This window comes from Kitasatospora sp. NPDC049258, from assembly GCF_040678895.1.
Taxonomy (GTDB): Bacteria; Actinomycetota; Actinomycetes; order Streptomycetales; family Streptomycetaceae; genus Kitasatospora.
In genome coordinates this window covers 71833-97833 of the sequence record NZ_JBFAQT010000024.1, presented here as the reverse complement: position 1 = coordinate 97833, position 26001 = coordinate 71833, and the positions used below count along the sequence as shown (strand labels likewise).

The window sequence follows — 26001 nt, the reverse complement described above, 5'->3', positions numbered from 1 at the left end:
CCGGCTTCGACGCGCGCGGCGCACTCGACCTGCCGGGCCGCGCCTGCCGCCCCGGCCGAGCGGCAGGCGCGGAGGCACGGCGCGACCCGACCAAACCAGTGGTTGAAGATTGAACGAAACGGGTCTATGGTGGAGCCATCAAGTTGAAGCCTCAACAAAAGGCTTCCGACCCGAGGAGCAGCCATGGGCATCTTCAGCCGCAAGAACGACACCACCGTCGCCGTCGCCGAGGCCCCCGCCGGCCCGGACCTGGCCCACCTGACCGGTGACTACACCATCGACCCGACGCACAGCCGGATCGGCTTCGCGGTCCGCCACGCGATGGTGACCAACGTCCGCGGCGAGTTCACCGAGTACGAGGGCAAGCTGCACCTGGACGGCACCGACCCGGCCGCCTCCACCGCCGAGCTGGTCATCAAGGTCGCCTCGGTCAGCACCAGCCAGGCCCAGCGCGACGAGCACCTGCGCACCGGCGACTTCTTCGCGGCCGAGACCTACCCGGAGATCACCTTCCGCTCCACCGCGGCCGAGATGATCGACGCCGACACCTACCGCATGCACGGTGACCTGACCATCAAGGACACCACCCGCCCGATCGTGCTGGACCTGGACTTCACCGGCTCCGCCACCGACGTGTACGGCGCCGACCGGGTCGGCTTCGAGGGCGGCACCACCGTGGACCGCACCTCCTGGGGCCTCACCTACAACGCCGCCCTGGAGACCGGCGGCGTGCTGATCGGCGAGAAGGTCAAGCTGACCCTGGACATCTCCGCGGTGAAGGCGGCCTGACCCGCCCGACCCGCTTGTCCCGAGCGCATGCCCTGGCACCGCCCCCGCCGCGTCCACCGGCGGGGGCGCCCGCACACCCGCACATCCCCTCGCCGCCGCCCGCCGCCCGCCGTTCCGCCGACCGCCGCTCCCGCACAATGGAGCCGGCCCACCGCGGGCCGATCCGGGGGGAGCCAGATGGAACTGCGGCAACTGCACTGCTTCGTCGCCGTCGCCGAGGAACTGCACTTCGGCCGGGCCGCCGATCGGCTGCTGCTCGGCCAGCCCGCTGTCAGCCAGCAGGTCCGCAGGCTGGAGCGCGAGCTGAAGGCCGAGCTGTTCGACCGATCCCCCCGGCACGTCCGGCTGACCCCGGCCGGTGAACTGTTCCTGCCCGCCGCCCGCCGGGTGCTGGACGCCGAGCAGGCCGCCCGCGCGGCCGTGGCCGGCCTGAGCGGGAACGACGTGTTCCGGCTCGGCACCATCACCGGTCTCGGCGAGCAGTTGGACCGCATCCTGGAGGCCTACCAGCGGCACGCCCCCGCGATCCGGGTCGAACTGCAGGCCCTCCCGGTCGCCGAGCGCCTGGCCAGGCTGACCGACGGCCGGCTGGACGCCGCGTTCGTCCGCGGCGCGATCCCCGAACACAGCCCCGGGCTGCGCTTCCTGCCGGTCCGCCCGGAGACCCTGCTGATCGCTCTGCCCGCACGCCACCCGCTGGCCGAGCGCCCCGAGCTGGAACTCGCCGATCTGGCCGCCCTGCCGCTGCGGCTCACCGCCCGGCGCGACCACCCCGCCCTGGTCGACCTGGTCCTGACCGCCTGCCGGGAGGCCGGCTTCCGGCCCGTCCCGGGGCCCGCCTTCAGCACCCTGCAGGACACCCTGGCCTCGATCGGCACCGGCGCTGCGACCTGGACGGTGGTCTACGCGGCCAACGCCCGGATGGTGCGGCTCCCCCGGGTGGCGTTCCGGCCGCTGAGCCCGCCGGGGCTCACCCTGCCGACCGCGCTCGCGGTCCGGCGCGGCACCCCGCCGCCGGGGCTGCTGCTGGACGCCTACCGGGCCGCCCGATCCGCCCCCACCTGTGACGATCACGATTCGTGATCGCTGCCGGAGCGAATCAGGTCTGGGTCACGGGCTCCCGTCGCGATGGACTGTTCCCGACAGCACAACCGACCCAGCACAACCGATCCGGCGCAAGCGATCCGGCGCAAGCCAGGTCGGCGTGAACCCGGTCGCCGCCACCGAGTTGAGGAGCAGCACATGCCGATCGTCACCGTCCAGCAGGGCCCCCGCAGCGTCGAGCTCAAGCGCGAGCTGGTGCAGCGGATCACCGACGCCTTCGTGGACGCCTACCGGATCCCGGCCGACACCGTGCAGGTCTGGATCCACGAGGTCCCGGCCGACAGCTGGGGCGCCGCCGGGCAGCTGACCGCCGACCGGTAGCCGGGGCCCAAGGCCCAGGGCTCAGCGCCCAGGGCGCAGCGCTCAGCCGCTCAACCGCGCAGCAGGGCGGCGTCCTCCGGCGGCAGCCAGCTGCCCGGCGGGCGCCGCAACCAGCCCTCCCGCGCGCCGAGTTCGGCCGCCGCCGCCCGCATCGCGGCCAGCCCCGGGTGCCGCAGGTCCGGCCGGTGCACCAGCCCCAGCAGGCTGAGCGGCACCGGGTCGACCAGCGGGCGGGTGACCCCGCCGGGGATCCGCGGGCCGCCGGTGGTGGTGAGCACCGGGTCGCCGTGCCGGGCCAGGTAGCGTCCGAACTCCACGATGCCGACCGCGGGCGTGTGCCCGGGCGCCGCCGCGAGGCCGTGCTCGTCGAGCAACCGCCGCCCCAGGTCGGTCCATTCGGTGGTGGCCGGATTGCCCGCGCAGACGTCCACCGGGTGCCCGGCCAGCGCCGCCAGCGGCACCTCCGGCAGCCCGGCCAGCGGGTGCCGCTCCGGCAGGTGCACCGCGAGGCGTTCCAACCGGACCGGGATGTGGGCGAGTTGGCCGCGCAGCGCGACCGGCAGCCCGGCGAAGCGGCCGAACGAGACGTCCAGCCGGTGGTCCAGCAACTCCCGGGCCGCGGCCGCCAGTCCGCCGTGGAACCGGGCCAGCAGCTCGTGCTCGGGCAGCGCCCGGCGGGCTGCCTCGAGCACGCGCTCCTCCGCCGGGTCGGCGCCGCCCGGCTCGCTGTTGAGGTCGATCAGCAGCGCCCTGGTGTCCGCGGCGGCCAGGATCTCGTCGTGCAGGGCCAGCAGCCGCCGCGCCTTGGGCAGCAGCGCGCGCCCGGCCTCGGTCAGCTCGACGCTACGGGTGGAGCGGTGGAACAGCGCCCCGCCGAGGGCCCGTTCGAGGCTCTGCACATCCCGGCTCAGCGCCTGCTGGGCGATGTGCAGCCGCTCGGCCGCCCGGCCGAAGTGCAGCGTCTCGGCGGTCGCGACGAAGCCGCGCAGCAGGCGGGGATGCAGGTCACGGGGCATGCCGCAGAGATTAACAACCGGATTGACAACAGAACCGTGTGGATCGCACCGAACAGGTGTTGGACCGCGCCCGACCGCCCCGGCGAGGCTGGGAGCTCCCCGACCCGACGCCAGGAGCCCCGTGTTCGCCCCGTACCGCCGTGCCCTCGCCGCCCCCGGCGCGCTCGCCTTCACCCTGTCCGGGCTGCTCGCCCGGCTCGCCTTCACCATGAACGGGGTCGCCGTCCTGGTGCTGGTCGCCGACCGGCGCGGCTCGTACGCCCTGGCCGGCGCGGTCTGCGCGGCCGGCGTGGTGGCCGCCGCGGCGGGCATGCCGCTGCTCGGCCGGCTGGTCGACCGGTACGGGCAGGCCCGGGTCACCGTGCCCGCCGTACTGGCCCGGATCGCCCCGGTGCTCGCGCTGGCGGCCTGCGCCCGCGGCGGGGCGCCCGACTGGACGCTCTTCGTCTGCTGGGCGGCGGCCGCGACCACCCCCAACCTCGGCGGCATGGCGCGCGCCCGCTGGGCCCACCTGCACCGGGCGGACGAGACCGCGCGGCACCGCGCCAACGCGCTCGAACAGGCGCTGGACGAGCTGTGCTTCATGGCCGGCCCGGTGCTGGCGATGCTGCTGAGCACCGCGCTCACCCCCGAGGTCGCCCTGCTGGCCGCCAACGGCCTGGGCACCGTCGGCGCCCTGCTGTTCGCCGCCCGGCGCGACACCGAACCGCCGGTGGGCCCGCCCGCCACCGGCACCACGGCACCGCTGCGCTCGGCCGGCCTCCGGGTGCTGGTACTGACCTTCCTGGCGACCGGCGTGCTGTTCGGCTCCCTGGAGGTCACCACCGTCGCGTACACCGACGCCCTCGGCCACCGGCCGGTCGCCGGGGTGCTGCTGGCCCTGGTCGCCGCCGGATCCTGCCTCAGCGGACTGCTGTACGGGCTGCGCCCGGCGCGCCGCTCCCCGGCCGCGCGCTTCCTGGCCGGGGTGGCCGCGATGGCGGTGCTGCTGCTCCTGCCGCCGGCGGCCGTCCACGCCGGAGCCGGCCTGCCGGGCCTCGCGGTGGCGCTGCTCGCGGCGGGCTGCGGGACGGCCCCGACCATGGTGAGCGGGATGACGCTGATCCAGGAGCTGCTGCCGCCGCGACAGCTCAACGAGGGCATGGCCCTCGCCGTGTCGGGCATCCTGGCGGGCATCTCGGCGGGCGCCGCGCTCGGCGGCGCGATCGCCGAGCGGGCCGGCCCGGGCGCCGGCTACCTGGTCCCCGCGGCGGCCGCCCTGCTCGCCCTGCTCACCGCCACCGCCGGCCGCCGCCGGCTCGCCCGGCCGGTACGGCCGGTACACCTCGTGCCGCCCGCACGGCCGACCGCGGACGGCGCCGCACCGGCGGACCAGCCCCGGCGCGCTGTCGGCGCCGCCCGTTAGCCTGCCGGTCATGGGGACGGGAATCGCCTACCTGCGCGGCGACGCCACCGCGCCGCAGGCCAAGGGCGCCAAGGTGATCGGCCACATCTGCAACGACCTGGGCGGCTGGGGCAAGGGCTTCGTGCTGGCGCTGTCCCGCCGCTGGCCGGAGCCGGAGGCGGCCTACCGGCGCTGGCACCGGGAGCGGGCGCACAACGACTTCGGGCTGGGCGCGCTCCAGCTGGTCCAGGTCGGCCCCGCCCTGTGGGTGGCGAACATGATCGGCCAGCGCGGCATCAGGGCCGGCCGCTCGACCGGTGTGCCGGTGCGCTACGAGGCGATCGACGCGGCGCTGGCCCGGCTGGCCCCCGAGGCGCTGCGGCTGGGCGCGTCCGTGCACCTGCCCCGGATCGGCTGCGGGCTGGCCGGCGGGCGCTGGGAGCGGGTCGAACCGCTGGTCCGGGCCCGGCTGGCCGACCAAGGCGTGGCGGTCACGGTGTACGACCACTGACGGCGCCCGCCGGCCAGCTGTACTCGTACTCGGGGCGCCGGACACCCCCCGCGAACTCCGCCGTGCCCTCGGCCGTGCGCACCCCGCCCTCGCGCTCGTAGAAGGCGACGGCCCGGGTGTTCGCCTGCAGCACCTCCAGCCGGACCGGGCCGGCGGCCGCGGCCAGCCCCGCCCGCAGCAACCGGCCGCCGATGCCCAGGCCGGTGCGGCCCGGGCGGACGTGCAGGTTGTCCAGCAGCACCCGCCCGTCCGGCTCCGGCACCAGGTAGCAGAAGCCGAGCAGTTCCCCGGCCGGGCCCTCGGCCAGCAGCAGGGTCGGGGTGTCGGCCGGCTCCCCGTAGTCCGCGCCGAGCCGGATCTGCCAGAGCTCGCGCCGCTCGTCCGCCATCCCGTCGCCGAGCACCCGGGCGGGCAGGAATCCGGCGTACGCCGTCCGCCAGCTCTCCGCGTGCAGGTCCGCGACCGCCGCCGCGTCCGCCTCGCCGCCGGTCCTGATGATGATCTCCGATGCCATTCGCCCAGCCTTGCACACCGACTACTTGAACATGTTCAAAAGAACCCCTACAGTCATGCCCAGAAGGTTTTGAACACGTTCGAAACGGAGCGGTCCCGATGGACTTCGCAGTTGTCAGCTACGCCACGTACCTCCCGATCGCCACCGGCGTCACGGTCTGGGTGGCCCGGACCCTCGGCCGCAACGGCCGGATCTTCCTGGCCGACGTGTTCGCCGGCGACGACCGCCTGGCCGATGCCGTCAACCAGCTGCTGGTGGTCGGCTTCTACCTGATCAACCTCGGCTTCGTCGCGCTCTGGATGCGCAACGACCAGTCGATCACCGACCTGCAGGGCGTCTTCGACGCGCTCTCCTACAAGCTCGGCACCGTGCTGCTGCTGCTCGGGGTGATGCACCTCGGCAACGTGTACGTGCTCAACCGGATCCGCCGGCGCGGCAGCCTGGACAAGCAGCACCGGCCGCCGGTCGCCCCGCAGGCCTTCCTGTACCCCGGCCAGGCCTGAGCGCCCGGCCATGGACAGCCGGAGCGCCGAGCCGCCGCCCGTCCGACGGCTCACCGTGCTGCACGATCCGAACTGCGGGCTGTGCCGGCACCTCACCCGGTGGCTGCGGACCCGGCGCCAGCTGGTGCCGCTGGAGTTCGTCCCCGTCGCCACCGCCGACGCCCGGGCACGCTTCCCCGGGCTGGACCACGACGCCTCGCTCGGCGAGATCACCGTGGTCGCCGACACCGGCGAGGTCTGGCGCGGGGCGCCCGCCTTCGTCGCCTGCCTCTGGGCGCTGGCCGAGCACCGGTCGCTCGCCCGGCGGCTGAGCACCCCGGCCGGCCTGCCGCTCGCCAGGGCGGCGGCCTTCGCCGCCAGCAAGTACCGCGCGGCCACCGGGGCCGGCCGGGTCGTACCGGGTGCACAGGGGTCATCCGGTACGACCTGGGCCGACGACGGGGCGGGATCCGGCTGCGACTCGGGGACCTGTGCCCTACCCGGCTAGGCTCAGGGACCGTGGACGACGTGGCATCGACGCAGGGTGAGGGCAGCGGCCCCGGCACCACCGGGCGAGCGGCCGAGGACCTCGCGGCCGGGACGGGCTCGCTGCCCCTCCCGGCCGGTGAGGTGCGCGGCGGCAGAGCGCTGCCCAAGACCGACAAGAGCGAGCAGACCAGGGCGCTGATCCTGGAGACGGCCATGCGGCTGTTCCAGGAGCGCGGGTACGACAAGACGACGATGCGCGCGATCGCCAAGGAGGCGGGCGTCTCGGTCGGCAACGCCTACTACTACTTCGCGTCGAAGGAATACCTGATCCAGGGCTTCTACGACCGGATGACGTACGAGCACGCGGCCGACGCCCGGGTCCGGATGGCGCACACCAAGGACTTCGCCGAGCGGCTGGAGATCGCGCTCACCTCCTGGGTGGACTGCGCGGCCCCGTACCACGAGTTCGCCGCCCAGTTCTTCCGGACGGCGGCCGACCCGGACAGCCCGCTGAGCCCGTTCTCGAACGAGTCGCACCCGGCCCGGGCCACCGCGGTCGAGCTGTTCCGGGAGACGCTCAGCGGCTCGGACCTCTCCCCCAAGCTGGACGCCGAGCTGGTCGAGCTGATGCCGGACCTGCTCTGGCTGCACCTGATGATCGTGGTGCTGTACTGGGTCTTCGACCGCACCCCGGACACCGAGCGGACCCGCGCCTTCGTCAAGCGCTGCACCCCGCTGGTGGCCAAGGTGGTCAACCTCTCCCGGTACCGGATCTTCCGCCCCCTGGTCCGGGACGCCAAGGGGCTGATCCAGGACTTCGTCCTGCCGACCGTCGGCCGCACCGTCCGCCCGTAGGGCCTACGGGCGGACGGCGGACGTCAGAACCCGTCCGGGTTCCAGGCCTGCTGCGGGGTGCGCAGCAGCAGGTCGGCGGTGGCGGCGGCGCCCGGGCGGAGTTCGGTGAGCAGGCCGGCGGCGGCCAGCCTGGTCGCATTGCCGCTGCCGAGGTAGAGCTCGGCGAGCCGGGCGGCGCCGAGGGCGAGCTCCGGCTCCTCCGTGGTGGGGGCGCAGCGGCCGGTGCCGTCGGCGGCGCTCTCCAGGGCCCAGCGGCCGGTGGCGTACCCCGCCGGGTCGGTGACCTCCAGCACCAGGCGGCCCGGGGCCGGGTAGCTGCGGGCCGCGAAGGCCGCCGGGACGTCCAGCAGCCGCAGCCAGGTGAAGTCGCCGACCTCGTCGGCCGGCTTGACCCCGCGCGGGTCCTTCAGCAGCAGCGGCAGCGGGTCGTCCGCGCCGAGGTTCTCGACCAGCACGGTGCGCACCCAGTCCACCGAGAAGACCAGCTGCCACAGCGCGTTGGCGGTCGGCCGGTCCAGCGCGAGGTGGTCGAGCACGGTGAGGGTGCAGTTGGGGACGTTGCCGTCCCACTCGTCGTTCACGGTGTACGTGACCAGGCCGGTGACCTGGCCGTCGGCGTCCCGGTGGAGCGCGGCGAACGGCTCCTTCCAGTCGAAGCCGGGCAGCGTGATGTCGCCGGTGTGGATCCGCCACCAGGGCTCGGTGCGGCCGATCGCACCCGGCTGGCCGCGGCGCCAGCGCTCGTGCAACTCGCTGCCGAGCTTGCGCAGTTCGGCCATGCTCACGAAGTCGATCCGGCCGCCGTCGGGCAGTGGGAGGTCGGCGCGCAGGCCTCCGGAGACCGGCAGCGAGATGCGCAGGCCCTGCGCCTGGGTGGCCGGGCCGAAGCCGTACCGGCCGTAGATGTTGTACTCGGCGGCGATCAGGATGGCGGCCGCGCTGCCGCGCTCGCGGGCGGCGGCGAGGTCGCGGTCCATCATCGCGGTGAGCAGCCCGCGGCGGCGGTGGGTGGCGGTGACCGTCACGGCGGTGATCGCGTTCACCGGCAGCCCCGCGCCGCCCGGCACGGTCAGCTCGGTGTCGAAGCTGCGGAAGGTGGCCACGCAGCGGCCGTCGTCCGAGGCGTCGAAGGCGCCCAGGCAGCGGCCGGGCTCGAAGAGCAGCCGGCGCCAGTCGATGCCGGAGTCGTTGTGCGGCCGCAGGAAGCCGCGGGCGATGGCGCGGTCCCAGTCGTGGAGCTCCTCCTCGGTGACGGCGCGGATCTCGATCTCGTGGCCGAGGCGGCCCGGTGCGACGTTGCCCATCCCGCCACGGTACGGCGGCGCCTTCCCGCCCGGCACCTGCTTTTTCCGGCACCCGGTCGGCTCCCCGGAGCGCCTCCCCCGACCCGCCCCGCGCCTCAGCGCCGTAGGTCCACCGTGAGGTGCGGGGCCAGCGCGCCGAGGAAGTCGGCCGCGTCGAACAGCTCGCCGGCGGAGGCGACGCCGACCGTCCTGGTCCGTCCCGACAGGATGCGGTCGACCGCCTCCACCACCAGCGGCGCGGTGACGGCGTAGATGTCCCGGCCGCTCGCCACGGCGCGCCGCTCGACGCCGCCGGAGCGCACCAGGACGTCGACCAGGAAGGTCTGCTCGGAGCGGCCCAGCTCGTCGACCGCGGCCGGCCTCGGGGTGTCCGGGGCCGACAGGTCGCCGGCCGCCTCCGTCGTCATGTAGCTGCGCACCTCGGGGACGGCCAGGTGGGCGGGGATGGTGACCACGTCGGCCATGGAGAACTCCCCGATGACGGCCCGGGGGCCGATCGGCTCGGGGAAGGCCCACTCCAGGATGGGCGGGGCGTCCTGGTGGTACTCCAGCTGCCCGCCGGTGAAGCGGACCCGCCGCCCGCCCCGCCGCTCCCGGGAGATCCGGCCCGCGGTGCGCGTCCCGTCCGTGGGGTGCCAACTGCTCAGCCCGTACGCGATGTGGGCCTCGTCGGCCGCGGTCCAGTCGTCCATCGCCGCGGTGGCCAGCAGGTCGCCGAGGCCGCCGTAGAAGGCCATCGCGGGGAGGACCACCGCTCCGGCGGCCCGGGCACGGTCCGCGAACTGCGCGAAGGTGTCCACGTTGGCCTCGATCTCCGCCGCCACGTCCAGGTACGGGATCCCGGCGCGCAGGGCCGCCTCGATCACCGGGGCGGCGGTGGTGGCGAACGGCCCGGCGCAGTTGACCACGGCCGCCGCCCCGGCCAGTGCGCGGTCGAGCGCGCCGGGGTCGTCCACCGGGGCCGGCCGGACCTCGAGCCCGGGGTGGGAGGCGGCCAGCGCCCGCAGCTTCTCGGGGTCGCGGCCGGAGAGCACCGGGACGAACCCCTGGTCCCTCAGCTGCGCCACCACGAACCGCCCGGTGTGCCCGTACGCGCCGTACACCACGACCGCCTGTCCCGATCCCATGACTCTCCCCCCGCTCGAACGATCCCGTCACGGACATCCTGTCGAAGGCCCGCACTCCGCCGTGAGTGTCCGGAACGACGCGCTGCGTACAATTCCGGACATGGGCTCTGTCGCGATCGCCGTCACCGACGGGATGCTGCACTTCGAACTGGCCGTGGCCCAGGAGGTCTTCGGCTCCCTCCCGGACGGCGTGCCGGGCCCCTGGTACGAGGTCACCGTCTGCGGGCCGGCTCCGGTGCAGGTCGGCCGGTTCCGGCTGGAGCCCGACCTCGGGCTCGACCGGCTCCGGGACGCCGACACCGTGATCGTCCCCGGCTGGGCGGACGTCGACCGGGCGCCGCCCGCCGAGCTGGTCGACGCGGTGCGCGCGGCCCACCGGGCGGGGGCACGGGTGGCCTCGCTGTGCACCGGCGCGTTCGTGCTGGCCGCTGCCGGTCTGCTGGACGGCCGGCGCGCCACCACGCACTGGGCGCACACCGCGGTGCTGGCCGCCCGCCACCCCGGGGTCGAGGTCGACCCGGACGTGCTCTACGTGGACAACGGCAGCGTGCTCACCTCCGCCGGCAAGGCCGCCGCACTGGACCTGTGCCTGCACCTGGTCCGGCTCGACCGCGGATCCTCGGTCGCCAACGCCGCCGCCCGCCGGCTGGTGGTGCCGCCGCTGCGGGCGGGCGGCCAGGCCCAGTTCGTCACCACCCCGGTGCCCGCCCGGGACGACCACGACCACCTGCTCGCCGCGCTGCTCCCCTGGGTGCTCGAACGGCTCGACCGGCCGCTGACCGTGGAGGACCTGGCCCGCCGGGCCCGGGTGAGCTCGCGCCACCTGGGCCGCCTCTTCCGGGCCGCCACCGGCACCACCCCCTTGCAGTGGCTGCTCACCCAACGCATCCGCCGCGCCCAGGAGTTGCTGGAGAACACCGACGACGGCATCGACGCCGTCGCGGCCGCCACCGGCATGGGCACCGCCACCACCCTGCGCCGCCACTTCAACCGCACCGTCGGCGTCCCCCCGGACACCTACCGCCGCACCTTCCGCACCCGTACCCACACCCACCCCGACCCGCCCGGCGCACTGGCGCGATGACCCCGAACTCCCCTGCCACCGAAGGCCGTCCACCGAAGAACCCCGCCCCGGCCGGAGGTGGCGCCCCGGGCGAGGACGTCGGCCGGGTCGACGTCGAGGCCGTCGTGGTCCCGGTCCATCTCCCAGGCGAGGCGGGCGTTGGCCGTCTCCTGGTCGATGGAGCCCGGATCCCAGCGGATCCCCTCGGTGGGGAGCGGCAGGAGGATGCCGACTTCGTCGTCGATCCCGCGGCCGCCGTGGACCGCCACGAAGGCCATGTAGTCGGCCGGCAGCCGGGTGCCCCAGTACTCCTCGACCGCGTGCCGGTCGACCCCCTCGTCGGCCCCTCGGTCGGAGGCATGAGCCGCGTCAGCTCCACGAGGTGCGGGACGTCCGCCCTGCGCCCTCCCGGTTCCCTGCCACCCGCCCGACCTGGCGGGGGCTCCTGCAGGGTCTCGCCACTCGCGGGTGAGGTCGGAATCGGACGGCTTGTCCGAGTCGGCCGATTACACCAAGCTGAGTCCCGAGCACGAGGGCTGCCGGCGAGCTGAGATCGCGCACCGATGAGTTCTCCCGCGCCGCGCCGCGCCGCGCCGGTCCGTACGCCGGACACCCACGGACGGAAGGCTGGGCCATGCGGAAACTGATCTACGGCATGAACCTGACCCTGGACGGCTACATCGCCGCGGCCGGCGACGACATCGGCTGGAGCGGACCGCCGGGCGACGAGCTGTTCCGGTGGTGGCTCGACCACGAGCGCGCGAGTGGCCTGTCGCTGTACGGGCGCAAGCTGTGGGAGACGATGAGCTCCTACTGGCCGACCGGCGACCAGCAGCCCGACGCCACCCCGGCGGAGATCGAGTTCGCGCGGAACTGGCGGGACACGCCGAAGGTGGTGTTCTCCTCGACGATCGACGAGGTCGACTGGAACACCCGCCTGGTCACCGGCGACGCGATCGCCGAAATCACCCGACTCAAGGCCGAGGACGGCGGCCCGATGAACATCGGCGGCGCGACGCTCGCCGGGGCGGCCATGCGTGCCGGGCTGATCGACGAGTACGCGATCGCCACCCATCCGGTCCTGGTGGGCGGCGGCACGCCGTTCTTCACCGCGCTGGACAGCTGGGTGAACCTGAACCTGGTGGAGACGCGGACGCTTCCCGGCGGCGTGGTCCTGACCAGGTACGAGACGAGGCGCTGAGCAGCGGTCGCTACGGCCGGGCGTAGAAGTCCGGGGTGCCCATGATCCAGAGGCTGGCCTGCTTGATCGGGGCGCCGGGGCGGGGGGCCTCGATCATCTGGTCGTCGCCGAGGTAGATGCCCACGTGGTAGATGTCGGCCGGGCGGCCGGTCCTGGTCCAGAAGATCAGGTCACCGGGCTGGAGCTGCGGGTACGAGACCGGGGTGGACTCGGCGTACTGGTCGGCCGCGAAGTGGGTGAGCCGCTTGCCCGCGGTGCGCCAGGCCATCATGGTCAGCCCCGAGCAGTCGTACCCGCCCGGGCCCTCGCCGCCCCAGATGTAGGGCAGCCCGATCTTCGAGCGGGCGAAGGCGACGGCCGCCTGGGCGCTGCCCGCCGCCCAGGGGCCGGCACCGACCTGGACGGCGGCCGCGGCGGCCGCGGCCGCGGCTTCGGCGGCCGCCTTGGCCTTCGCCTCCTCCTCGGCCCGGCGGGCCTCGAGCGCCTCCAGCGCCTCCTGGCGGCGGCGTTCGAGGTCGACGGTGGTGTTGCGGGCGGCGGCCAGCTCGGCGAGGAGTCGCTCCCGGTGCTCGGCGGTCGCCGTGACCTGGGCCTGCTGGGCGGCCACCCGCGCCTCGGCCTGCTCCTTGGCGGCGAGGACGGCGTCGGCGGCGCGCGCCGCGTCCTGCTCCGCGCCCCGGGCGTCGGCCGCGGCCCGGGTGGCCGCGGCGGCGGTGGAGGTGGTCTCGTCGAGGATCTGCCTGGTCCGGCTGCCCACCATCCCGACGGCCGCGGCCCGCTCGGTGACGGCGCGCGGGCCGCGGGCCCCGAGCAGCGCGTCGATCGCGGAGAGTTCGGCGGTGGCGCCCTGCCGGTAGGTCTCGGCGGCGAGCTGGGCCGCCCGCTCGGCGGCGGCGGCCCGGGCTTCCTCGGCGGCGGCCGAGCGCCGGTTGGCGGCGGTGACGGCCTCGCGGGCCCGCGCCAGCCGGGCCTGGGCGCCGTTGTAGGCCTCGACGGCCTGCTCGGCCGCCAGCCCGGCGTCGGCCAGCGCCCGCTGGGCGGCGGCGAGCCGGGCCTCGACGCTGCCGGTGTCGGCGGCCTTGGCCTCGGCCTCGCCCCTGGCCCGGTCGATGTCCTCGGCAGAGGGGTACGGGTCGTCGGCGGGAGCGGCCGGCACGGCGGGCGCGGGGGCGGCCGCCGCGCCGGGCAGCAGGCCGAGCACGGCGGCGAGGGCGAGCAGGAGTGCCGGAAGCAGTCTTCGGGCCACGGGCCGGAGCCTTTCTTTCGTACACGACTGATGGTTGACCACCTGCCCCATCGGGTGACGAATCAGTCACCCGTCGTGATTTTCCCAGAGCCGACCACCCGCCGATGGCAGCGCCATACGACCGACCGAGTGAGATATCCGATTGTCTGCACGCAGCCGCGAGCGGCCCGCGACAGCCGCGCCTGAGCGCCTCAGCGCCTCGGCTGCGGGTGCGGCAGCCGCGGGTGCCGGTAGGACACCCGGGCGCCGAGGCCGGTGCCGGGGCCCGGCCCGTCGGGGCCGGACCGGACGGCGTAGGTGCGCAGCCGCCCGGCGTGCACGGTGCGGCGGCGGCGCCGGGCGCCGTCCTCGCGCGCCGGGTCCGGGCCGCCGGCCCGGCCCGACGGGTGCGGCTGCGGCGTGCTGGAGCGCCGGTCGGCCAGCCGGGCCGAGCGCCGCGCCAGCGAGCGGGCGGCGTGCGCGTCCAGGTGGGCGGTGGCGCGGGCGGCCATCCGCTCGGCGACCCGGTGGGTGGCGGTGTGGTGGGCGGGCACCTTGTCGGGGGCGCCGGCGATCAGGTCGAAGAGCCAGGTCCGGGCGCGGTCGGCCCGGGCGTGCAGCAGCCGTTCGCGGCGCACCGCGCGGCGGCGTCGGCGGGGGCGGTCGGCGTACCGCCAGCGGGCCCAGGGGCTGCTGGGGCGGGCCAGCCGGACGGCGCCGACCGCGGACAGGCCGGGCACCATGATGCCGAGCAGCCCGGTCCACACCTTGCCCTTGAGCAGGGCGACCACCGACAGCAGGGCGTTGGCGGAGATCACCGCGACCAGGCCCCAGCGGCCCCAGCCGTCCGGCGAGCCCGGCCCGGGCACCACGCCCAGCGGCACGTAGCCGGTGAGCAGCAGCGCGGTGACCAGGATGCCCAGGATCACCGCGTCCACCGACTTGCGACCCTGCTCGCTCCAGTAGACGTCGTCGAGGTGCAGGATCAGCGCGAACTCGTCCAGCACCAGCCCGCAGCCGACGCCGAAGCTGAACCCGAACCAGTTGATCCAGGGGTGGCCGCCGTTGGTCGCGATCACCCCGATGCCGCCGATCAGCAGGAAGCCCAGGCCGAAGACCATGTGGTGGATGTGCAGGCCGCCGGGGGTGATGTTGCCGGGCCACCAGCGCACCTTGGCGCGGATCATCCGGACGCTGAAGCGGATGCAGACGAAGGAGATGATGAAGCCGGCCAGCAGCAGGAAGAGCGGTTGCTTGTGGGTCGCGACGATGTGCTCGCGGTAGCCGTCCAGCAGGGTGCCGATCATCGTGGTGCTTGCCTTCGTTAGGTGGTGCTGCGGATCCTCCCGGCTAACGGCCGGTCAGAACCCCCGGGTGCGCTTCGCGGCCTTGCGCGGTACCAGCAGGTACGGCGCGATGCGGTCGGTGGCGCCCGGCGCTTTCAGGAACAGACGCGCGACCTCGCCCCCCAGGTTCACACCGATCGCGAGCGCCATGGCGATCGCGGCGGCCCGGGTGATGGAGACCAGCCCGGCGCTGGAGTGGCCCTGGGCGAGGGCGAGCATGCCGAGGTAGAGCGCGGAGCCGGGCATCAGCGGCCCGATCGCGGCGGTCACGTACGGCAGCGCGGAGGCGTACCGGTAGCGGGCCATCAGCTGGCCGAACAGGCCGACCAGGCCGGCCGCGATCCCGGTGGCGACGATCGGCGAGACGGCCGCGTTGTAGGCCAGCACGCCGTAGGTGGACCAGCCGATGCCGCTGTTGAGCACCACCAGCGGGAGCGTCCGGCGGTCGGTCTGCAGCAGCATCGCGAAGGCGGCGGTGAGCACCATCGCGGCCACCAGCTGGAGCGGTGGGTCGACCGAGCCGGCCAGGCTCTCGTCGGGCCGCAGCCGGGCGTTGAAGTTGACGCCGACGTAGAGCACCAGCATCACGCCGATCACGATGCCGGCCACCAGGTAGACGACTTCCAGCAGGCGGGCGGCGGCGGTGATGTAGAAGCCGGTCAGGCCGTCCTGGACGGCGGCGACCATGGCCCGGCCGGGGAGCAGGGCGAAGAGTCCGCCGGTGATGACCACCGAGCCGCGCAGGTGCCAGTCGTTGAAGGAGAGCGCGATGCCGAAGGCCGCGGCCGGCATCGCGCCTATCACGAACTGGTAGAACTCCGGCAGCCCGCGCTTGGCGATCAGGGCGGCGAGCCGGTCGCCGAGCACCGAGGCCACGAAGGCGCTGCCGAAGACCAGCCAGGCCTTGCCGTCGATCTTCCCGCCGACCAGGAAGGTGGCCGCGCCGGCCAGCAGTCCGGTGGCGAGCGCGAGCAGCCAGACCGGGTACGGGTGCCGGTTGCGGCGGATCCGGGCCAGCCGGCGGTAGGCGTCGTTGATGCTGATCTGCTCGCCGGTGATGTCCGCGACCAGCCGGTAGACCGCGGCGAGGCGGGTGTAGTCGGAGGTCCTGCGGCGCACCACCCGGTCCGCGGTGACCGGGGCGTCGGTGAGCGAGGGCTGGTGCGAGATGGAGATCAGGGTGAAGGTGACCTGCGGTTCGCAGTGGTCCAGCCGGTAGGCGTGGGCGATGCCCAGCATCGCGGCCTCGACGTCCTCGGCCCCCTCGCCGCTGGCCAGCAGCAGTTCGCCGATCCGCAGCGTGAGGTCGAGGATCCGCGGCACGTTGCGGCCGGCGGCCGACGGGTGCAGCTCGCGCGAGGTGCGCTCGAACGCGGGCCGTTCGACCATGGGCGTGCGCAGCAGGGTGCGCATCCGGTCCGGCCAGGGGGCTGCGCCGGGGGCGCCGGCCTGGAGGTCGGGGAAGGCGCTGCCGAACGCCGGGGTGAACCCCGCGGCCCGCCAGTCCTCCGGGGTGAGGGTGTCCTCGGCGACGCTGCGCGGCTCGGACGGCGCGGGCGCGAGCAGGCCGTCGGTCGGCTGCGGGGCCGGGGCGAGCGGGATCGGGGTCTGCGGCTCGACGGGCGGCGCGGCGGAGCCGAGCAGGCCCTCGGTGGGCGGCGCGTCGTCGGATGCCCTGATCTCGTTGCCGTCGCCGGCCCGGCCCCGCTTCGGCACGCCCGCTCCTCGCCGCCCCTGGTGGCCGCGCCGGCCACGGTCTGCTCCCGTCAGCCCCCACCTTGCCTGATCGAACGGCCTGGTGCATATGTACGGTGCGGTGGACCTGCGGTTAAACCTCGGACTCGGCGGCGTGACCCCGCCGGGCGCGGGCCAGTTCGAACAGCACCGGGAGCACCGAGAGCAGCACGATGCCGAGGCAGATGAACTCGATGTTGTCCCGGACGAACGCGATCTGCCCGAGGAAGTAGCCGAGGGCGGTGACGCCCGCGATCACCGGGGTGAAGGTGCGGATCACCGGGACGAAGCGGGCCAGCACGATCGCCTTGGGGCCGTGCCGCTCGAAGAAGGCGCCAGCCTTCGCCACGTTCTCCTGCTTGAACAGCAGGGAGTCCCCCGGCAGGAAGAACCCGACCAGCAGACCGGACTCGGCGAAGACCACGGCGAGGACGCCGATCAGGCCGAAGGTCGAGATCAGCTGGGTCGGGTCGAGCCAGGACGGGCCGAGGGCGAGGCTGGTCACGGTGTGCGCGCTCCTGAAGGTCGAATCTTGGCAATGGAATGGTAAAGCAATTGCCAAGACGCCTTCGCCCCCGGCCGGGGTTCCCGGCTCAGCGGGTGAAGAAGGCCCCGCTCTCCGAGGAGGCGTACGTCCTGATGATCACCGCCGCGATCGCGATACCGCCGACCGCCGCCACCGTGCCCGAGAACAGCGCGATCACCGAGCTGAGCACGGACACCGACTCCACCACGATCACCGTGACCCGGACCCAGCCGAGCCGGCGCGGCGTCAGCACCGCGCACACCACCAGCAGCACCGCGATGGCGATCGAGACCAGCGCGATCAGCTGGACCCCGACGGTGCCGTCGTCATTGCCGTGCGAGGCCTCGTCGGCCGCCAGCGCATAGAGCAGCACCCCCGCGAAGGCGGTGACCAGCGCCTGGAAGACGAGGCCCCCGATCGCGAACTTCAGCGCCTTCGGCATCGGGCCGGCGCCCGCCTGATAGGTCGTCATCTCTTGGATCCCCCTTGACTTTTGCTGTACCGCGAGGTTCCAGCGGCGGGGGCGGGCTGTCAACGGGTGTGGCAGGGCGTACCGGCGCGTATCAGCTGTTGGCGAGCGCCTCCCGCGCGCCGGGTCGCGGTGCTACCGGTAGTCCTGCTCGCGGACGGCGCGGCCCGGGGGCACCGGCCTGCGCCCGAAGGCCCCGAACGCGATGGCCGCGCTCCGGCCCAGCCCCATGGCCGCCCGCCGCCGCCCCGCTCCCACTGCCCGATGCATTCCACCCATGGCCCGAACCCCCGCTCGTGTCGATGCTCCGCACCCAGTCGTACCGACCACCGCCCCGGTTCATCCGCCTGCGCGGGCAAACTCACACATCCTGGCGAACCGCTGCACGCCCGTGCGATCCGGACACTCGTTGCGCGACCGCGGCGATACGCCGCCGGCCAAGACTCGACCCGGTCGGCGGGGTACGCACGGAAAACCGGCCATCCCTCCGGAGCAGCGGGCCCCGAGCTGCCCTGCCCTCCGTCTTCGAGGAGAACGGTGAAGCCCCAGACCTTACTGCGCCGGATATCCACCGCAGCAGCCATGTTCCTGGCGTTCGGCCTGCCGACCGTCACCGGCCTGTCCACCGCCGCGGCGGCCACCGGCGCGGACGCGGCGAACCTGGCCGCCGCCAACGTCGGCAAGAGCGCCGGCACCTGCGCCAACACCCCGACCTCCAACAGCCTCGGCGGCGACCAGTTCGGCACCAGCTGCGCCGGCGGGTACAGCGGCGGCCCCGAGTACTGGTGCGCCGACTTCGTGAAGTGGGCCTGGCAGAACTCCGGCTTCGCCGTCCAGGGCCTGGACGCCTCCGCCGCGAGCTTCCAGTCCTACGGCCTCAGCCACGGCACCCAGCACAGCTCGGCCGGGTACCAGCCGCAGCCGGGTGACGCCGTCGAGTACGGCAGCACCCAGGACTCCGACATCCACCACGTGGCGATCGTGACCGCGGTCACCACCGACGGCTCGGTGGTGACGGCCAACGGCGACTGGAACGGCGCCCCGCAGGCCGGCTCGATGGCGGAGTTCGCGAAGAGTTCCCGGGTCGTCCAGATCACCATCCCGGCCGCGCAGACCGCCGTCGGCAGCGTGCCCGACGGCGTCGACCCGGCGCACGGCTACTACATCGCGGGCTACACCACTCCGTCCACGGTCAGCGCCAACCCGTACACCCCGGCCGCCGTCTGCGGCGCCGGATTCGGCGTGGTGGACTCGCAGGGCCTGGACGGCGCGCGGGTCTACCTGCTGTACAACGCCACCAGCGGGCAGAACTGCGTGACCACCCTGGTCGACCACCCGGCCGGCGCGGTGCCGCTCAACGCCACACTGAGCGTCCAGGGCGGCGCCTCGGCGAGCGACCCGGGCACCTTCGCCTCGTACGCGGGGCCGGTGAGACTGGCTGCGCCGGGCGCCTGCGTGCAGTGGGGCGGCACCTTCAAGACCACCAGCTGGACCAGCGACTGGGGCCACTGCGGCTGACCCACCCCGGGCGGGGGCTTCCGGGCCCCCGCTCACACCGCGCCGAACTCCCCGGCGACGGTGGCCCGGACGAACGCGGCCCAGGCGGCGGACGGGAACACCAGGGCGGGGCCGTCGGGGTCCTTGGAGTCACGGACAGGGACGACGGAGCCGAGGTTGTAGGCCACTTCGAGGCAGTTGCCGCCGTTGTTGTCGCTGAAACCGCTCTTGAACCAGCTCGCACTGGCGAGATCGACCCTCGGGCCCATGTTCAACAGTCCTTCCATCACGCGGCGGATCAGCCGCGCCGATTCTGACGCCGACAAGGCGTCAGCCCGCAGGCGATCATAGGCCTTTGACCGCCTCGCGACCTGCTCCGGCTCACTGATGAAGTGGCCCTTGTCCAGGCTCTCCGAGTAGACCCATTCGGTGCCGTCCGGCATGGTCAGGAGAGTGAGCGACACACCTGATGGCGCTCGCTCGCCCAGCTCGTACGGAGCGACCTGGATGACGATGTTGGGCCGCTTCGCCATTTCCAGCAGATGGCGAAGCTGCTGGTACATGACCTGCCGGTCCCCCACGATGCGTCGAATCACCGACTCGTCGAGCACCACCACGAGCAGTGGACCGTCTTCGGCCATGAAGCGCGCCTGCCGACTCATCCGGGCCTCGATGCGTTCGCGGATCAGCACCTCGTCGCCGGCGGCATCGCCCCGCGAGAACAATGCGCGTGCGTACTCCGGAGTCTGCAGAAGTCCCGAGACCCACGCGACCTCGTAGTTGCGGACCACCGTCGCCTGAGCTTCCTTTTCGACGAACCGCCTGAACCAGTCTGGGTGCTCGACCTCCTTGTGCCAGTCGATCTTCGCCCAGGCCTTGGCCAGCAGGTCCCCCGTGCCCAGCACCTCGTCGCACTGCTCGATCAGCTTCTCCTGCGGCACCCGCCCGCCCGACTCCAGCCGGGAGACGAACGACCGGTCGCAGTGCAGCCGGGCCGCCAGGTCGGTGATGGTCAGCCCGGCCGACTCGCGGGCGGTGGTGAGCAGCCAGGCGAGGAACTGGGGCGAGTACCGCTCCCCCTTCGGGGCCGCCGCCGCACGTCGGACCATTGCTCCCGCTCCCCCCGTGACCCTGTCGGATGGCACGCCTGACCGCTCGTCACGCTACTACCGTCCGGCCATGCTTGGTGGCGGAGAGCAACGAAAGCAGGGGCGCCCGAGAGCGCGCCCGAGGAGAGGAGCAGCCATGCACGCCCTGACCGAGCGTTCCGCGCCCGTGAAGGCCGGGTGATCGCGCCGTGGGATCGATCATCGAGCGGCACACCGCCGACGCCCGCCGGGAAGCCGCCTACGCACTGCGGGAGTTGACCGGGGCGCTGGACTCCGCCCGGGTCAGACTCCCGTCCGTCGGGATCGACTGGCGGGCGGCCCGGATGTCCGGCACGGTGCTGGTGGAGCTGGGGGCGGCCCGGCCGGATGTGGTGGTCCGGCTGGCGGCCGCGGTGTGGGCCGGGTCGGCCAACCTGTGGCTGCCGCGGGTCGGTGAGCGGGTGGTCGATCTGGCGACCGGCGCCGTCGGCGAGTTCCGGGGCGCGGCGGACGGCCGCTGGTGGCTGCGGCCGCGCGGGGGCGGGCGGGAGTGGGATGCCGATCCGCGGCTGGTCCGGGCGGCCGGGGAGCGCGAGTGAACGAGCATGCGCTGCACGGCTTCCGCTGCCTGGAGCCGGACGCGGCCGGTACGCCCTGCGGGGCCGGGTCGGGCCTCGCCGAGGGTGAGGAGCACGCCCGGCGGTGGCTCGCCGCCCACCAGGCCGAACACCCGCTGCACCAGGCGTTCGTGCACATCTGCCATCGCGGCGGCGGTCGGCCCACCGCCGCGACAGCGGCTGCCCCGGGTCAGAGCCCGTAGCGCTCGACGATCTCCTTGTGCCGGGCGGTGTCCAGGCCGCCGGCCTCGGCCAGGTCCAGCCAGCTGACCGGGTGCGGCCAGTCGGCGGTCAGCCGCAGCAGCAGCGCGTCGGCCTGCGCCGCCGAGGCGGTCGGCGGGACGCCGAGCGCGGCGTAGATGCCGGGCAGGCCCTCACCGTCCTGGTCGGCGGGGTCGGTGACGGCGTAGTGGTCGCCGCTGTAGGCCCAGACGCCGTAGCCGGCCTGCTGCAGGTCGGTCCGCAGCGCCACCCAGTGGTCGTCGCCGGGCCAGGCGCCGTCCAGCCAGTAGGTGGTGTAGCCGGCCGGGTCGAGCAGGGTGAGCAGCTCGAAGGTGGGCCGCCAGCGCTCCTGCTCCTCCTCGCTCTGCGGCGGGTCGTTGAGCACGGCGGGGCCGAAGACCACGATGTCCCGGTGGTTGAGCGGGAGTTCGTCGCCGAGCACCGGGAGCACCCGGGCGGTGGCCGGGCCGGTGCGGACGGCCGGGAACTCGGCGGTGGAGCCGTTGGTCCGAGTGGCCCGCAGGGTGATCAGCTGCCACTCCTCCTCGACCGGCCCGGCGGGTTCGTCGAACTCGATGCCCAGGCGGGCGCCGACCGCGCGGACGGTGTCCCAGTCCCGGTTGGCGGTGGCGGCGGTGATCAGGTGCCAGAGGTCCGGCTCCTGGACGGTGCGGTGCTCCTCCCCCGGGCCGGCCTCGTCCTCGGGCAGGGCGTGCGCCAGCAGCTCCTGGTAGATCCGCTGGGCACCGGCGTGGTCGCCGGTGCGGGTGGCCGCGGCGGCGGCCAGCCGGCGGGTGTTGATGGCCTCCGGCTCGTGGGCGAGGACGCCGGCGCAGTGCTCGCCGACCTCGGACCAGCGGCCTTCGGTGGCGGCCCAGCGGGCGCGCAGCCAGTGCGCGTCGGAGGGGTCGGTGGTGAGCAGGCGCTCGGCCAGGCGGCGCACGCCCTCGCCGTCGCCGGCCTCGATCAGCATCGAGCCGAGCATCCCGGCCACGTAGTCCTGGCCGCGGCCCTCCTCCAGCTCGGCCCAGAGCAGGTCGGCGGCGGTCCGGCCGTGGCCGAGCATGCCCAGCACGGCGGCCAGGTTGGCGACCACCGCGGGGGCGTCCGCGGGGAGTTCGGCCCGGGCGGCGGCGAGCAGGTCGGCGCCGGTCTCCGGGGCGGGAGTGTGCTCGGCCAGCCACTCGACCAGTTCGGCGGCGGGCACCGGGAGTTCGGCGGGCGGCAGGGCCTCGGCGGCGGCCCGCAGCGCGGCCAGCCGGTCGGCGACCCCGTCGTCGGTGCGGCGCAGCAGGGCGAGCTTGCGCTCGCCGGTGGCGACCAGGGTGAGCGCGATCGTCCGGGCGCCGCGGGCGACGGCGAGCCGGCCGGCGACCAGCACCAGGTCCAGGCAGGGGCGGTGCGAGCCGGCGGTGTCCAGGTGGCCGACCCAGCGCGCGAGGCGGGCGCCGAGTTCGGCGTCGTTGGCCAGCTCGCCGTGCGGCAGGGCGCCGCCCTGGGCGAGGAGTTCGACGGCGCGGGCCCAGCGGTGCCGGATGTCGGCGTACTGGTCGGCCTCCTCGGCGGGGGGCAGCAGGTCGAGGGCGGCGCCGGCGCGGCCGAGGGCGGCCAGGTTGAGGGCGCGGCCGGCGGCGAGCTTGCGGCGGTCGTCGTCGTCCAGCTGGTTGCGGGCGGCCACGTAGGCGTGCTCGGCGGTGTCGTAGGCGGCCAGCGCGTCCTGGTAGCGGCCGAGCCGGTGCAGGGCGGAGGCGCGGCTGTGGCCGAAGGCGAGCGAGACCTGCTCGCCGGCGGCCTGGATCCGGGCCTGGGCGCGGTCGAGGTAGGTCAGTGCCTCCTCGCCGCGGCCGTCGTCCTCCAGGGTGTCGGCGTACTCGCGGGAGAGGCAGTCGAAGCAGGCCCGCGCGGGCTCGACCCGCTCCAGGGTCTCCTCCAGCACCGCGAGCCGCTCGCTGACGTAGCCGGGGCCGTCGATGTTGGCGTGGCAGATGGTGAAGTCCTGGACGGCGCAGACCGACTGCGGGCAGCTCAGGGTCTCCTCGCGGTGGGCGAACTCCAGCAGCGAGACGGCCTCGGCCATCGCGGCCTCGCCCTGGTGGCGCTTGTTCAGCAGGTTCTGCAGCCGCCAGTGCCGCAGGAACACCTCGACCCAGGGCAGGCCGAGGGCGCGGGCGGAGGCGAGCGCCTCCGGGTACATGGCGTCCAGCTGCTCGTTGCGGCCCTCGACGGCGTGGCCGGCGATCTCGGCGAGCGCGGTGGCGAGCCGGTGCTGGCCGGCTTCGTTGAGCTGCCGGTGGGTGTCGTGCACCCAGCCCCAGATGTCGGTGGTCATGCCGGGTTCCCCCTGTGGTGCGGTGCGGCCGCCGGGTGCGCGGCTCGTTCGGCGGTGCGGTCCTGCGCGGTCATCCGGGGCGCGGTCCGGTGCGTGGTCCGGTGCGTGGTCATCCGGGCTCGCCCGGCAGGTCCTCGGCGGCCAGTGTGCCGGACGGGCCCGACAGCCGGTCGGGCACGGCGAGCGCCTCGGGCATCGCGGCGGTGAGCGCGGACACGGCGGTGCCGACCCCGGCCAGCGCCGCGGTCAGGTCACCGGCGGCGGAGCCGGCCGCGGCGGCCATGATCACCTTGAGCGAGCGGAGCAGGGCGGCGGCCGTGGTGCTGCCGGTGTGCCCGGCGCGGTAGGCGGTCAGCAGGTCCTGGACGGCGGGCGAGGCGAGGTTGAGGTACAGCCGGGCCTTGACGTCGCCGTCGGTGCGGGCGGTGAACGCGCGGGCCAGCCGCAGGGCGGCGGACGGGATCCGGGCGTCGGCCTGGTCGTCCTCGATCCGGGCCTTGAGCTCGGCCTCCCGGTCGGGCACCAGCACCAGCGGGAGGCCGGGCGGGTCGAACCGGGCGGCCACCAGCTGCTCGCCCTCGTCGGCGAGCGCGGCGCCGAGCCAGGCGCTCTCCTCGGCGGGCAGCGGGCGCTCCGGGTCGCGGAACAGCTCGCGGTTGCCGCTCTCGCTGCCGAGTTCGACGATCCGGCACTCCCGCAGCTGGGCGTAGCGGCGCAGGAACGGCAGCACGGCGTACCGGTCGCCGCGGGCGATCGGCACCTGCATGGCGCGGTAGAGCATCTCCTCGAAGCCGCCGCCGCTGCCGAGGGCCACGTGCACGGCGCCCGAGCCGGCGGCGCGCAGCGCGCCGGCGGTCAGGTCGCCCTGCGAGGTGGGCACCGGGACGTCGTCGGCGAGCAGGGTGAACAGGCGGTCGTCGCACAGGGCGGCGCCGAGCAGGTCCTGGCCGTGCCGGGCGAGGATTCGCCGCCAGGCCGCCGGGTGCAGCCGGGCGGTCTCGTAGAGGCCGTCCACGATGGCGTCGGCGAGCGCCTGCTGGAGCGCCCGGTAGTGGTCGTCGCGCTGGAGGTCCTCGCGGCTGGCGGTGGGGGTGAGCCGGGTGGACTCGACCACGCCGCCGATGAATCCGGCCCAGCTGGGCAGCAGGTCGCGGGCGTCCTCGGAGAGCAGCATGCCGCGCAGGTAGACGGACAGGTCGCGGTTGTCGGTGGAGCCGTAGGTGCCGCCGTCCTGCACCCAGAGCAGGCCGACCGCGTCGGTGCGGCCCTCGACCGGGGTGACCGGGAAGGCGGTGAGCGGCTCGAAGCGGCGGCCGAAGGCGGTGGCGAAGCGCATCCGGGCGCCGTGGGTGTCGCCGTGCGACTGCTCGCGCCAGGGCACCGGGACGCCGTTGACCGGCTCCTCGTCGTCGCCGACGTAGACCGGGATGGGCAGCAGTACGCAGTACCGGCCGAGCACCTCGCGCAGCGCGTACTCGTCGGCCAGGTGGGCGTGTTCGGGCTTGAGGTGGAGCTTGACCTCGGTGCCGGGGGCGGGGCGCGGCGCGGCCGGCTCGACGCTGTACTGCTCGCCGCCGCGGCTGCGGTAGCGGTGGCCCAGCTGCGGCTCGCGGTGCGAGGTGGTGGTGACGGCGACCTCGTCGGCGACCGAGAAGGCGGACAGGAAGCCGAGGCCGAAGGCGCCGATCAGCTCCTGGTTGCCGGTCAGGTCGCGCAGCATCCGGGTGTAGCCGGTGCCGACGGTGGCCAGGTAGGCGTGGATCTCCGGCTCGGTGAGGCCGGCCCCGGTGTCCTCGATGGCCACGGTGCGGGCGGCGGCGTCGCCGCGGACCCGGATCAGCGGTGCGGCGGTGTTCTCCGGGTCCTCCAGCCTGCGGCGGGTGTGCGAGTCGTGGGCGTTCTGCACCAGTTCGCGCAGGGCCACCAGCGGCGTGGAGTAGAGGTGGGTGGCGAGCACGCTCACCAGGCCGCCGAGATCGACCTCGGTCGTACGCAGATTGTCGGCGGCGGGGAAATCGCCGGCGGGCCCGTGACCGGGCGGCAGACCTTGAGACATGAGGCCCCAGTCTGCCAGTACGACAATCGGTGGACCAGCGCTTTCCGGCAGCCCTGATCCGATGAGATATCTGGTCAACCACCGGTTGACGCGGGCGCCATCGGCCGGCCACCGCTCCAGGTGGGGGAAAAGCCCACCGTTCGGGGGGATTCCCGGCCGATTGCACACCTTTGGGCGCGCCCGCTCGCTCAGGGGTTATCCGATATCCGTGACACCTTCGAGCTAACCGTCCGGTCAAGGCTGGAAGCGGATAGGCCATCTGGGCAATCCTGATGGGGCGACGTCAGGTACCGGCGCACCAGGGGCGGCCAACCCCGAGGCGCCACTTCTCGCACCCAGCAAGCAGGGAGACCATCGTGTCCCGTATTCGTGCGGCCGCCGCCGTCACCGCCCTCGGCGCCTTCCTCCTCGCCGGCATCGGCACCGCCCAGGCCGACAACGGCGCCGGCGCGGACAACGGCTCCAACAGCAGCGTGGTGAGCAACACCGGGTCCAGCAACATCGTGGGCAGCGTCCTGGGCAACGCCAACGGCACCCAGCAGACCGCCACCGGCTCCGGCGGCAGCAACCAGAACACCAACCTCGGCGTCGTCGGGAACTCCGGCGCCATCGGCAACGCCCAGGGCAACGGGAATCTGGCCCACCACGTCTACTACCCGTTCGTCCTCTACTAGGCCGCCACCGGACCGGTGAGGGGGCGGGTCCGCGCGGGCCCGCCCCCTCACCCCTGTC

General features: G+C 74.3%; 26 protein-coding genes. 14 read left to right on the top strand and 12 right to left on the bottom strand.

The window, feature by feature from the left end; translation table 11 throughout:
* The first annotated feature begins 183 nt into the window (after positions 1-183).
* The 3 genes from AB0K43_RS21075 to dmpI all read left to right on the top strand — a co-directional run bounded on the left by AB0K43_RS21075 (position 184) and on the right by dmpI (position 2214).
* A complete protein-coding gene (locus AB0K43_RS21075; protein WP_363641906.1) occupies positions 184-789 on the top strand; it encodes a YceI family protein in 606 nt (201 codons plus the stop codon).
* A 177-nt stretch (positions 790-966) separates the two neighbouring features.
* Positions 967-1872: a LysR substrate-binding domain-containing protein gene (locus tag AB0K43_RS21070; protein ID WP_363641905.1), complete on the top strand. Its 906-nt coding sequence runs from the start codon at positions 967-969 to the stop codon at positions 1870-1872.
* 159 nt (positions 1873-2031) lie between these two features.
* A complete protein-coding gene (dmpI, locus tag AB0K43_RS21065) occupies positions 2032-2214 on the top strand; it encodes a 4-oxalocrotonate tautomerase DmpI (RefSeq protein WP_363641903.1) in 183 nt (60 codons plus the stop codon).
* Between the two features lie 50 nt (positions 2215-2264).
* On the opposite strand, the gene AB0K43_RS21060 is transcribed toward dmpI, so the two are convergent.
* The gene (locus tag AB0K43_RS21060; protein WP_363641901.1) at positions 2265-3230 is read right to left on the bottom strand and encodes a LysR family transcriptional regulator; all 966 of its coding nucleotides are present in this window, start codon (positions 3228-3230) and stop codon (positions 2265-2267) included.
* A gap of 121 nt (positions 3231-3351) precedes the next feature.
* On the opposite strand from AB0K43_RS21060, the gene AB0K43_RS21055 reads away from it, so the two are divergent.
* Entirely contained in the window at positions 3352-4635 is a 1284-nt protein-coding gene (locus tag AB0K43_RS21055; RefSeq protein ID WP_363641899.1) for an MFS transporter, read from the top strand.
* 10 nt (positions 4636-4645) lie between these two features.
* Positions 4646-5125, top strand: coding sequence for a macro domain-containing protein (locus tag AB0K43_RS21050; RefSeq protein WP_363641897.1), 480 nt, complete (start codon positions 4646-4648; stop codon positions 5123-5125).
* Here AB0K43_RS21050 and AB0K43_RS21045 read toward each other — a convergent pair.
* On the bottom strand, positions 5106-5639 hold the full coding sequence (locus tag AB0K43_RS21045; RefSeq protein WP_363641895.1) for a GNAT family N-acetyltransferase: 534 nt from the start codon (positions 5637-5639) through the stop codon (positions 5106-5108). The two genes, AB0K43_RS21050 and AB0K43_RS21045, sit on opposite strands and share 20 nt — an antisense overlap.
* 98 nt (positions 5640-5737) lie before the next feature.
* On the opposite strand from AB0K43_RS21045, the gene AB0K43_RS21040 reads away from it, so the two are divergent.
* The 3 genes from AB0K43_RS21040 to AB0K43_RS21030 all read left to right on the top strand — a co-directional run bounded on the left by AB0K43_RS21040 (position 5738) and on the right by AB0K43_RS21030 (position 7465).
* A complete protein-coding gene (locus AB0K43_RS21040; RefSeq protein WP_363641893.1) occupies positions 5738-6142 on the top strand; it encodes a hypothetical protein in 405 nt (134 codons plus the stop codon).
* 10 nt (positions 6143-6152) lie between these two features.
* Positions 6153-6629 carry a DCC1-like thiol-disulfide oxidoreductase family protein gene (locus AB0K43_RS21035; RefSeq protein WP_363641892.1) on the top strand — a complete coding sequence of 159 codons (477 nt, stop codon included), beginning with the start codon at positions 6153-6155 and terminating at the stop codon, positions 6627-6629.
* 122 nt (positions 6630-6751) lie between these two features.
* Positions 6752-7465 carry a TetR family transcriptional regulator gene (locus tag AB0K43_RS21030; RefSeq protein WP_363641910.1) on the top strand — a complete coding sequence of 238 codons (714 nt, stop codon included), beginning with the start codon at positions 6752-6754 and terminating at the stop codon, positions 7463-7465.
* Between the two features lie 23 nt (positions 7466-7488).
* On the opposite strand, the gene AB0K43_RS21025 is transcribed toward AB0K43_RS21030, so the two are convergent.
* Positions 7489-8769 carry a GNAT family N-acetyltransferase gene (locus AB0K43_RS21025; RefSeq protein WP_363641890.1) on the bottom strand — a complete coding sequence of 427 codons (1281 nt, stop codon included), beginning with the start codon at positions 8767-8769 and terminating at the stop codon, positions 7489-7491.
* Positions 8770-8864: 95 nt separating this feature from the next.
* On the bottom strand, positions 8865-9896 hold the full coding sequence (locus AB0K43_RS21020; protein ID WP_363641888.1) for a saccharopine dehydrogenase NADP-binding domain-containing protein: 1032 nt from the start codon (positions 9894-9896) through the stop codon (positions 8865-8867).
* Positions 9897-9996: 100 nt separating this feature from the next.
* Between AB0K43_RS21020 and AB0K43_RS21015 the strand changes: the two genes are divergently transcribed.
* Both AB0K43_RS21015 and AB0K43_RS21010 read left to right on the top strand, forming a co-directional pair.
* Positions 9997-10980 (top strand): helix-turn-helix domain-containing protein, encoded by a 984-nt coding sequence (locus AB0K43_RS21015; RefSeq protein ID WP_363641886.1) that lies wholly within the window; start codon positions 9997-9999, stop codon positions 10978-10980.
* Positions 10981-11593: 613 nt separating this feature from the next.
* The gene (locus AB0K43_RS21010) at positions 11594-12160 is read left to right on the top strand and encodes a dihydrofolate reductase family protein (RefSeq protein WP_363641884.1); all 567 of its coding nucleotides are present in this window, start codon (positions 11594-11596) and stop codon (positions 12158-12160) included.
* Between the two features lie 10 nt (positions 12161-12170).
* Here AB0K43_RS21010 and AB0K43_RS21005 read toward each other — a convergent pair whose 3' ends face one another.
* The 5 genes from AB0K43_RS21005 to AB0K43_RS20985 form a co-directional block, all read right to left on the bottom strand.
* Positions 12171-13406, bottom strand: coding sequence for a C40 family peptidase (locus AB0K43_RS21005; protein WP_363641882.1), 1236 nt, complete (start codon positions 13404-13406; stop codon positions 12171-12173).
* A gap of 191 nt (positions 13407-13597) precedes the next feature.
* Positions 13598-14692, bottom strand: coding sequence for a hypothetical protein (locus AB0K43_RS21000; protein ID WP_363641880.1), 1095 nt, complete (start codon positions 14690-14692; stop codon positions 13598-13600).
* A gap of 54 nt (positions 14693-14746) precedes the next feature.
* Complete coding sequence (locus AB0K43_RS20995; RefSeq protein WP_363641878.1) at positions 14747-16447, bottom strand: threonine/serine exporter family protein; 1701 nt, start codon at positions 16445-16447, stop codon at positions 14747-14749.
* A gap of 112 nt (positions 16448-16559) precedes the next feature.
* Positions 16560-16970, bottom strand: a complete 411-nt coding sequence (locus AB0K43_RS20990; RefSeq protein WP_363641876.1) for a hypothetical protein — start codon at positions 16968-16970, stop codon at positions 16560-16562.
* A gap of 88 nt (positions 16971-17058) precedes the next feature.
* Positions 17059-17463, bottom strand: coding sequence for a hypothetical protein (locus tag AB0K43_RS20985; protein ID WP_363641874.1), 405 nt, complete (start codon positions 17461-17463; stop codon positions 17059-17061).
* Positions 17464-17997: 534 nt separating this feature from the next.
* Here AB0K43_RS20985 and AB0K43_RS20980 point away from each other — a divergent pair.
* Positions 17998-18978 (top strand): CHAP domain-containing protein, encoded by a 981-nt coding sequence (locus AB0K43_RS20980; RefSeq protein ID WP_363641872.1) that lies wholly within the window; start codon positions 17998-18000, stop codon positions 18976-18978.
* Positions 18979-19010: 32 nt separating this feature from the next.
* Here the strand turns inward: AB0K43_RS20980 and AB0K43_RS20975 are convergent, their stop codons facing one another.
* The gene (locus tag AB0K43_RS20975) at positions 19011-20066 is read right to left on the bottom strand and encodes a Scr1 family TA system antitoxin-like transcriptional regulator (RefSeq protein ID WP_363641870.1); all 1056 of its coding nucleotides are present in this window, start codon (positions 20064-20066) and stop codon (positions 19011-19013) included.
* Positions 20067-20254: 188 nt separating this feature from the next.
* On the opposite strand from AB0K43_RS20975, the gene AB0K43_RS20970 reads away from it, so the two are divergent.
* Positions 20255-20644, top strand: a complete 390-nt coding sequence (locus tag AB0K43_RS20970) for a hypothetical protein (protein ID WP_363641868.1) — start codon at positions 20255-20257, stop codon at positions 20642-20644.
* Complete coding sequence (locus tag AB0K43_RS20965; protein ID WP_363641866.1) at positions 20641-20865, top strand: hypothetical protein; 225 nt, start codon at positions 20641-20643, stop codon at positions 20863-20865. Before AB0K43_RS20970 ends, AB0K43_RS20965 begins: the two co-directional genes overlap by 4 nt.
* Here AB0K43_RS20965 and AB0K43_RS20960 read toward each other — a convergent pair.
* Positions 20853-23213 (bottom strand): hypothetical protein, encoded by a 2361-nt coding sequence (locus AB0K43_RS20960; protein ID WP_363641864.1) that lies wholly within the window; start codon positions 23211-23213, stop codon positions 20853-20855. The two genes, AB0K43_RS20965 and AB0K43_RS20960, sit on opposite strands and share 13 nt — an antisense overlap.
* Positions 23214-23322: 109 nt before the next feature.
* Positions 23323-25269, bottom strand: a complete 1947-nt coding sequence (locus AB0K43_RS20955) for an ATP-binding protein (RefSeq protein ID WP_363641862.1) — start codon at positions 25267-25269, stop codon at positions 23323-23325.
* Positions 25270-25625: 356 nt separating this feature from the next.
* Here AB0K43_RS20955 and AB0K43_RS20950 point away from each other — a divergent pair, with 356 nt between their 5' ends.
* A complete protein-coding gene (locus AB0K43_RS20950) occupies positions 25626-25943 on the top strand; it encodes a hypothetical protein (RefSeq protein WP_363641860.1) in 318 nt (105 codons plus the stop codon).
* Positions 25944-26001: the final 58 nt, after the last annotated feature.

Coding starts and splice junctions, on each gene's coding strand:
- AB0K43_RS21075 (WP_363641906.1), top strand. CDS start 184: ATGGGCATCTTCAGCCGCAAGAACGACACCACCGTCGCCGTCGCCGAG.
- AB0K43_RS21070 (WP_363641905.1), top strand. CDS start 967: ATGGAACTGCGGCAACTGCACTGCTTCGTCGCCGTCGCCGAGGAACTG.
- dmpI (WP_363641903.1), top strand. CDS start 2,032: ATGCCGATCGTCACCGTCCAGCAGGGCCCCCGCAGCGTCGAGCTCAAG.
- AB0K43_RS21060 (WP_363641901.1), bottom strand. CDS start 3,230: ATGCCCCGTGACCTGCATCCCCGCCTGCTGCGCGGCTTCGTCGCGACC.
- AB0K43_RS21050 (WP_363641897.1), top strand. CDS start 4,646: ATGGGGACGGGAATCGCCTACCTGCGCGGCGACGCCACCGCGCCGCAG.
- AB0K43_RS21045 (WP_363641895.1), bottom strand. CDS start 5,639: ATGGCATCGGAGATCATCATCAGGACCGGCGGCGAGGCGGACGCGGCG.
- AB0K43_RS21040 (WP_363641893.1), top strand. CDS start 5,738: ATGGACTTCGCAGTTGTCAGCTACGCCACGTACCTCCCGATCGCCACC.
- AB0K43_RS21035 (WP_363641892.1), top strand. CDS start 6,153: ATGGACAGCCGGAGCGCCGAGCCGCCGCCCGTCCGACGGCTCACCGTG.
- AB0K43_RS21025 (WP_363641890.1), bottom strand. CDS start 8,769: ATGGGCAACGTCGCACCGGGCCGCCTCGGCCACGAGATCGAGATCCGC.
- AB0K43_RS21020 (WP_363641888.1), bottom strand. CDS start 9,896: ATGGGATCGGGACAGGCGGTCGTGGTGTACGGCGCGTACGGGCACACC.
- AB0K43_RS21015 (WP_363641886.1), top strand. CDS start 9,997: ATGGGCTCTGTCGCGATCGCCGTCACCGACGGGATGCTGCACTTCGAA.
- AB0K43_RS21010 (WP_363641884.1), top strand. CDS start 11,594: ATGCGGAAACTGATCTACGGCATGAACCTGACCCTGGACGGCTACATC.
- AB0K43_RS21000 (WP_363641880.1), bottom strand. CDS start 14,692: ATGATCGGCACCCTGCTGGACGGCTACCGCGAGCACATCGTCGCGACC.
- AB0K43_RS20985 (WP_363641874.1), bottom strand. CDS start 17,463: ATGACGACCTATCAGGCGGGCGCCGGCCCGATGCCGAAGGCGCTGAAG.
- AB0K43_RS20975 (WP_363641870.1), bottom strand. CDS start 20,066: ATGGTCCGACGTGCGGCGGCGGCCCCGAAGGGGGAGCGGTACTCGCCC.
- AB0K43_RS20960 (WP_363641864.1), bottom strand. CDS start 23,213: ATGACCACCGACATCTGGGGCTGGGTGCACGACACCCACCGGCAGCTC.
- AB0K43_RS20955 (WP_363641862.1), bottom strand. CDS start 25,269: ATGTCTCAAGGTCTGCCGCCCGGTCACGGGCCCGCCGGCGATTTCCCC.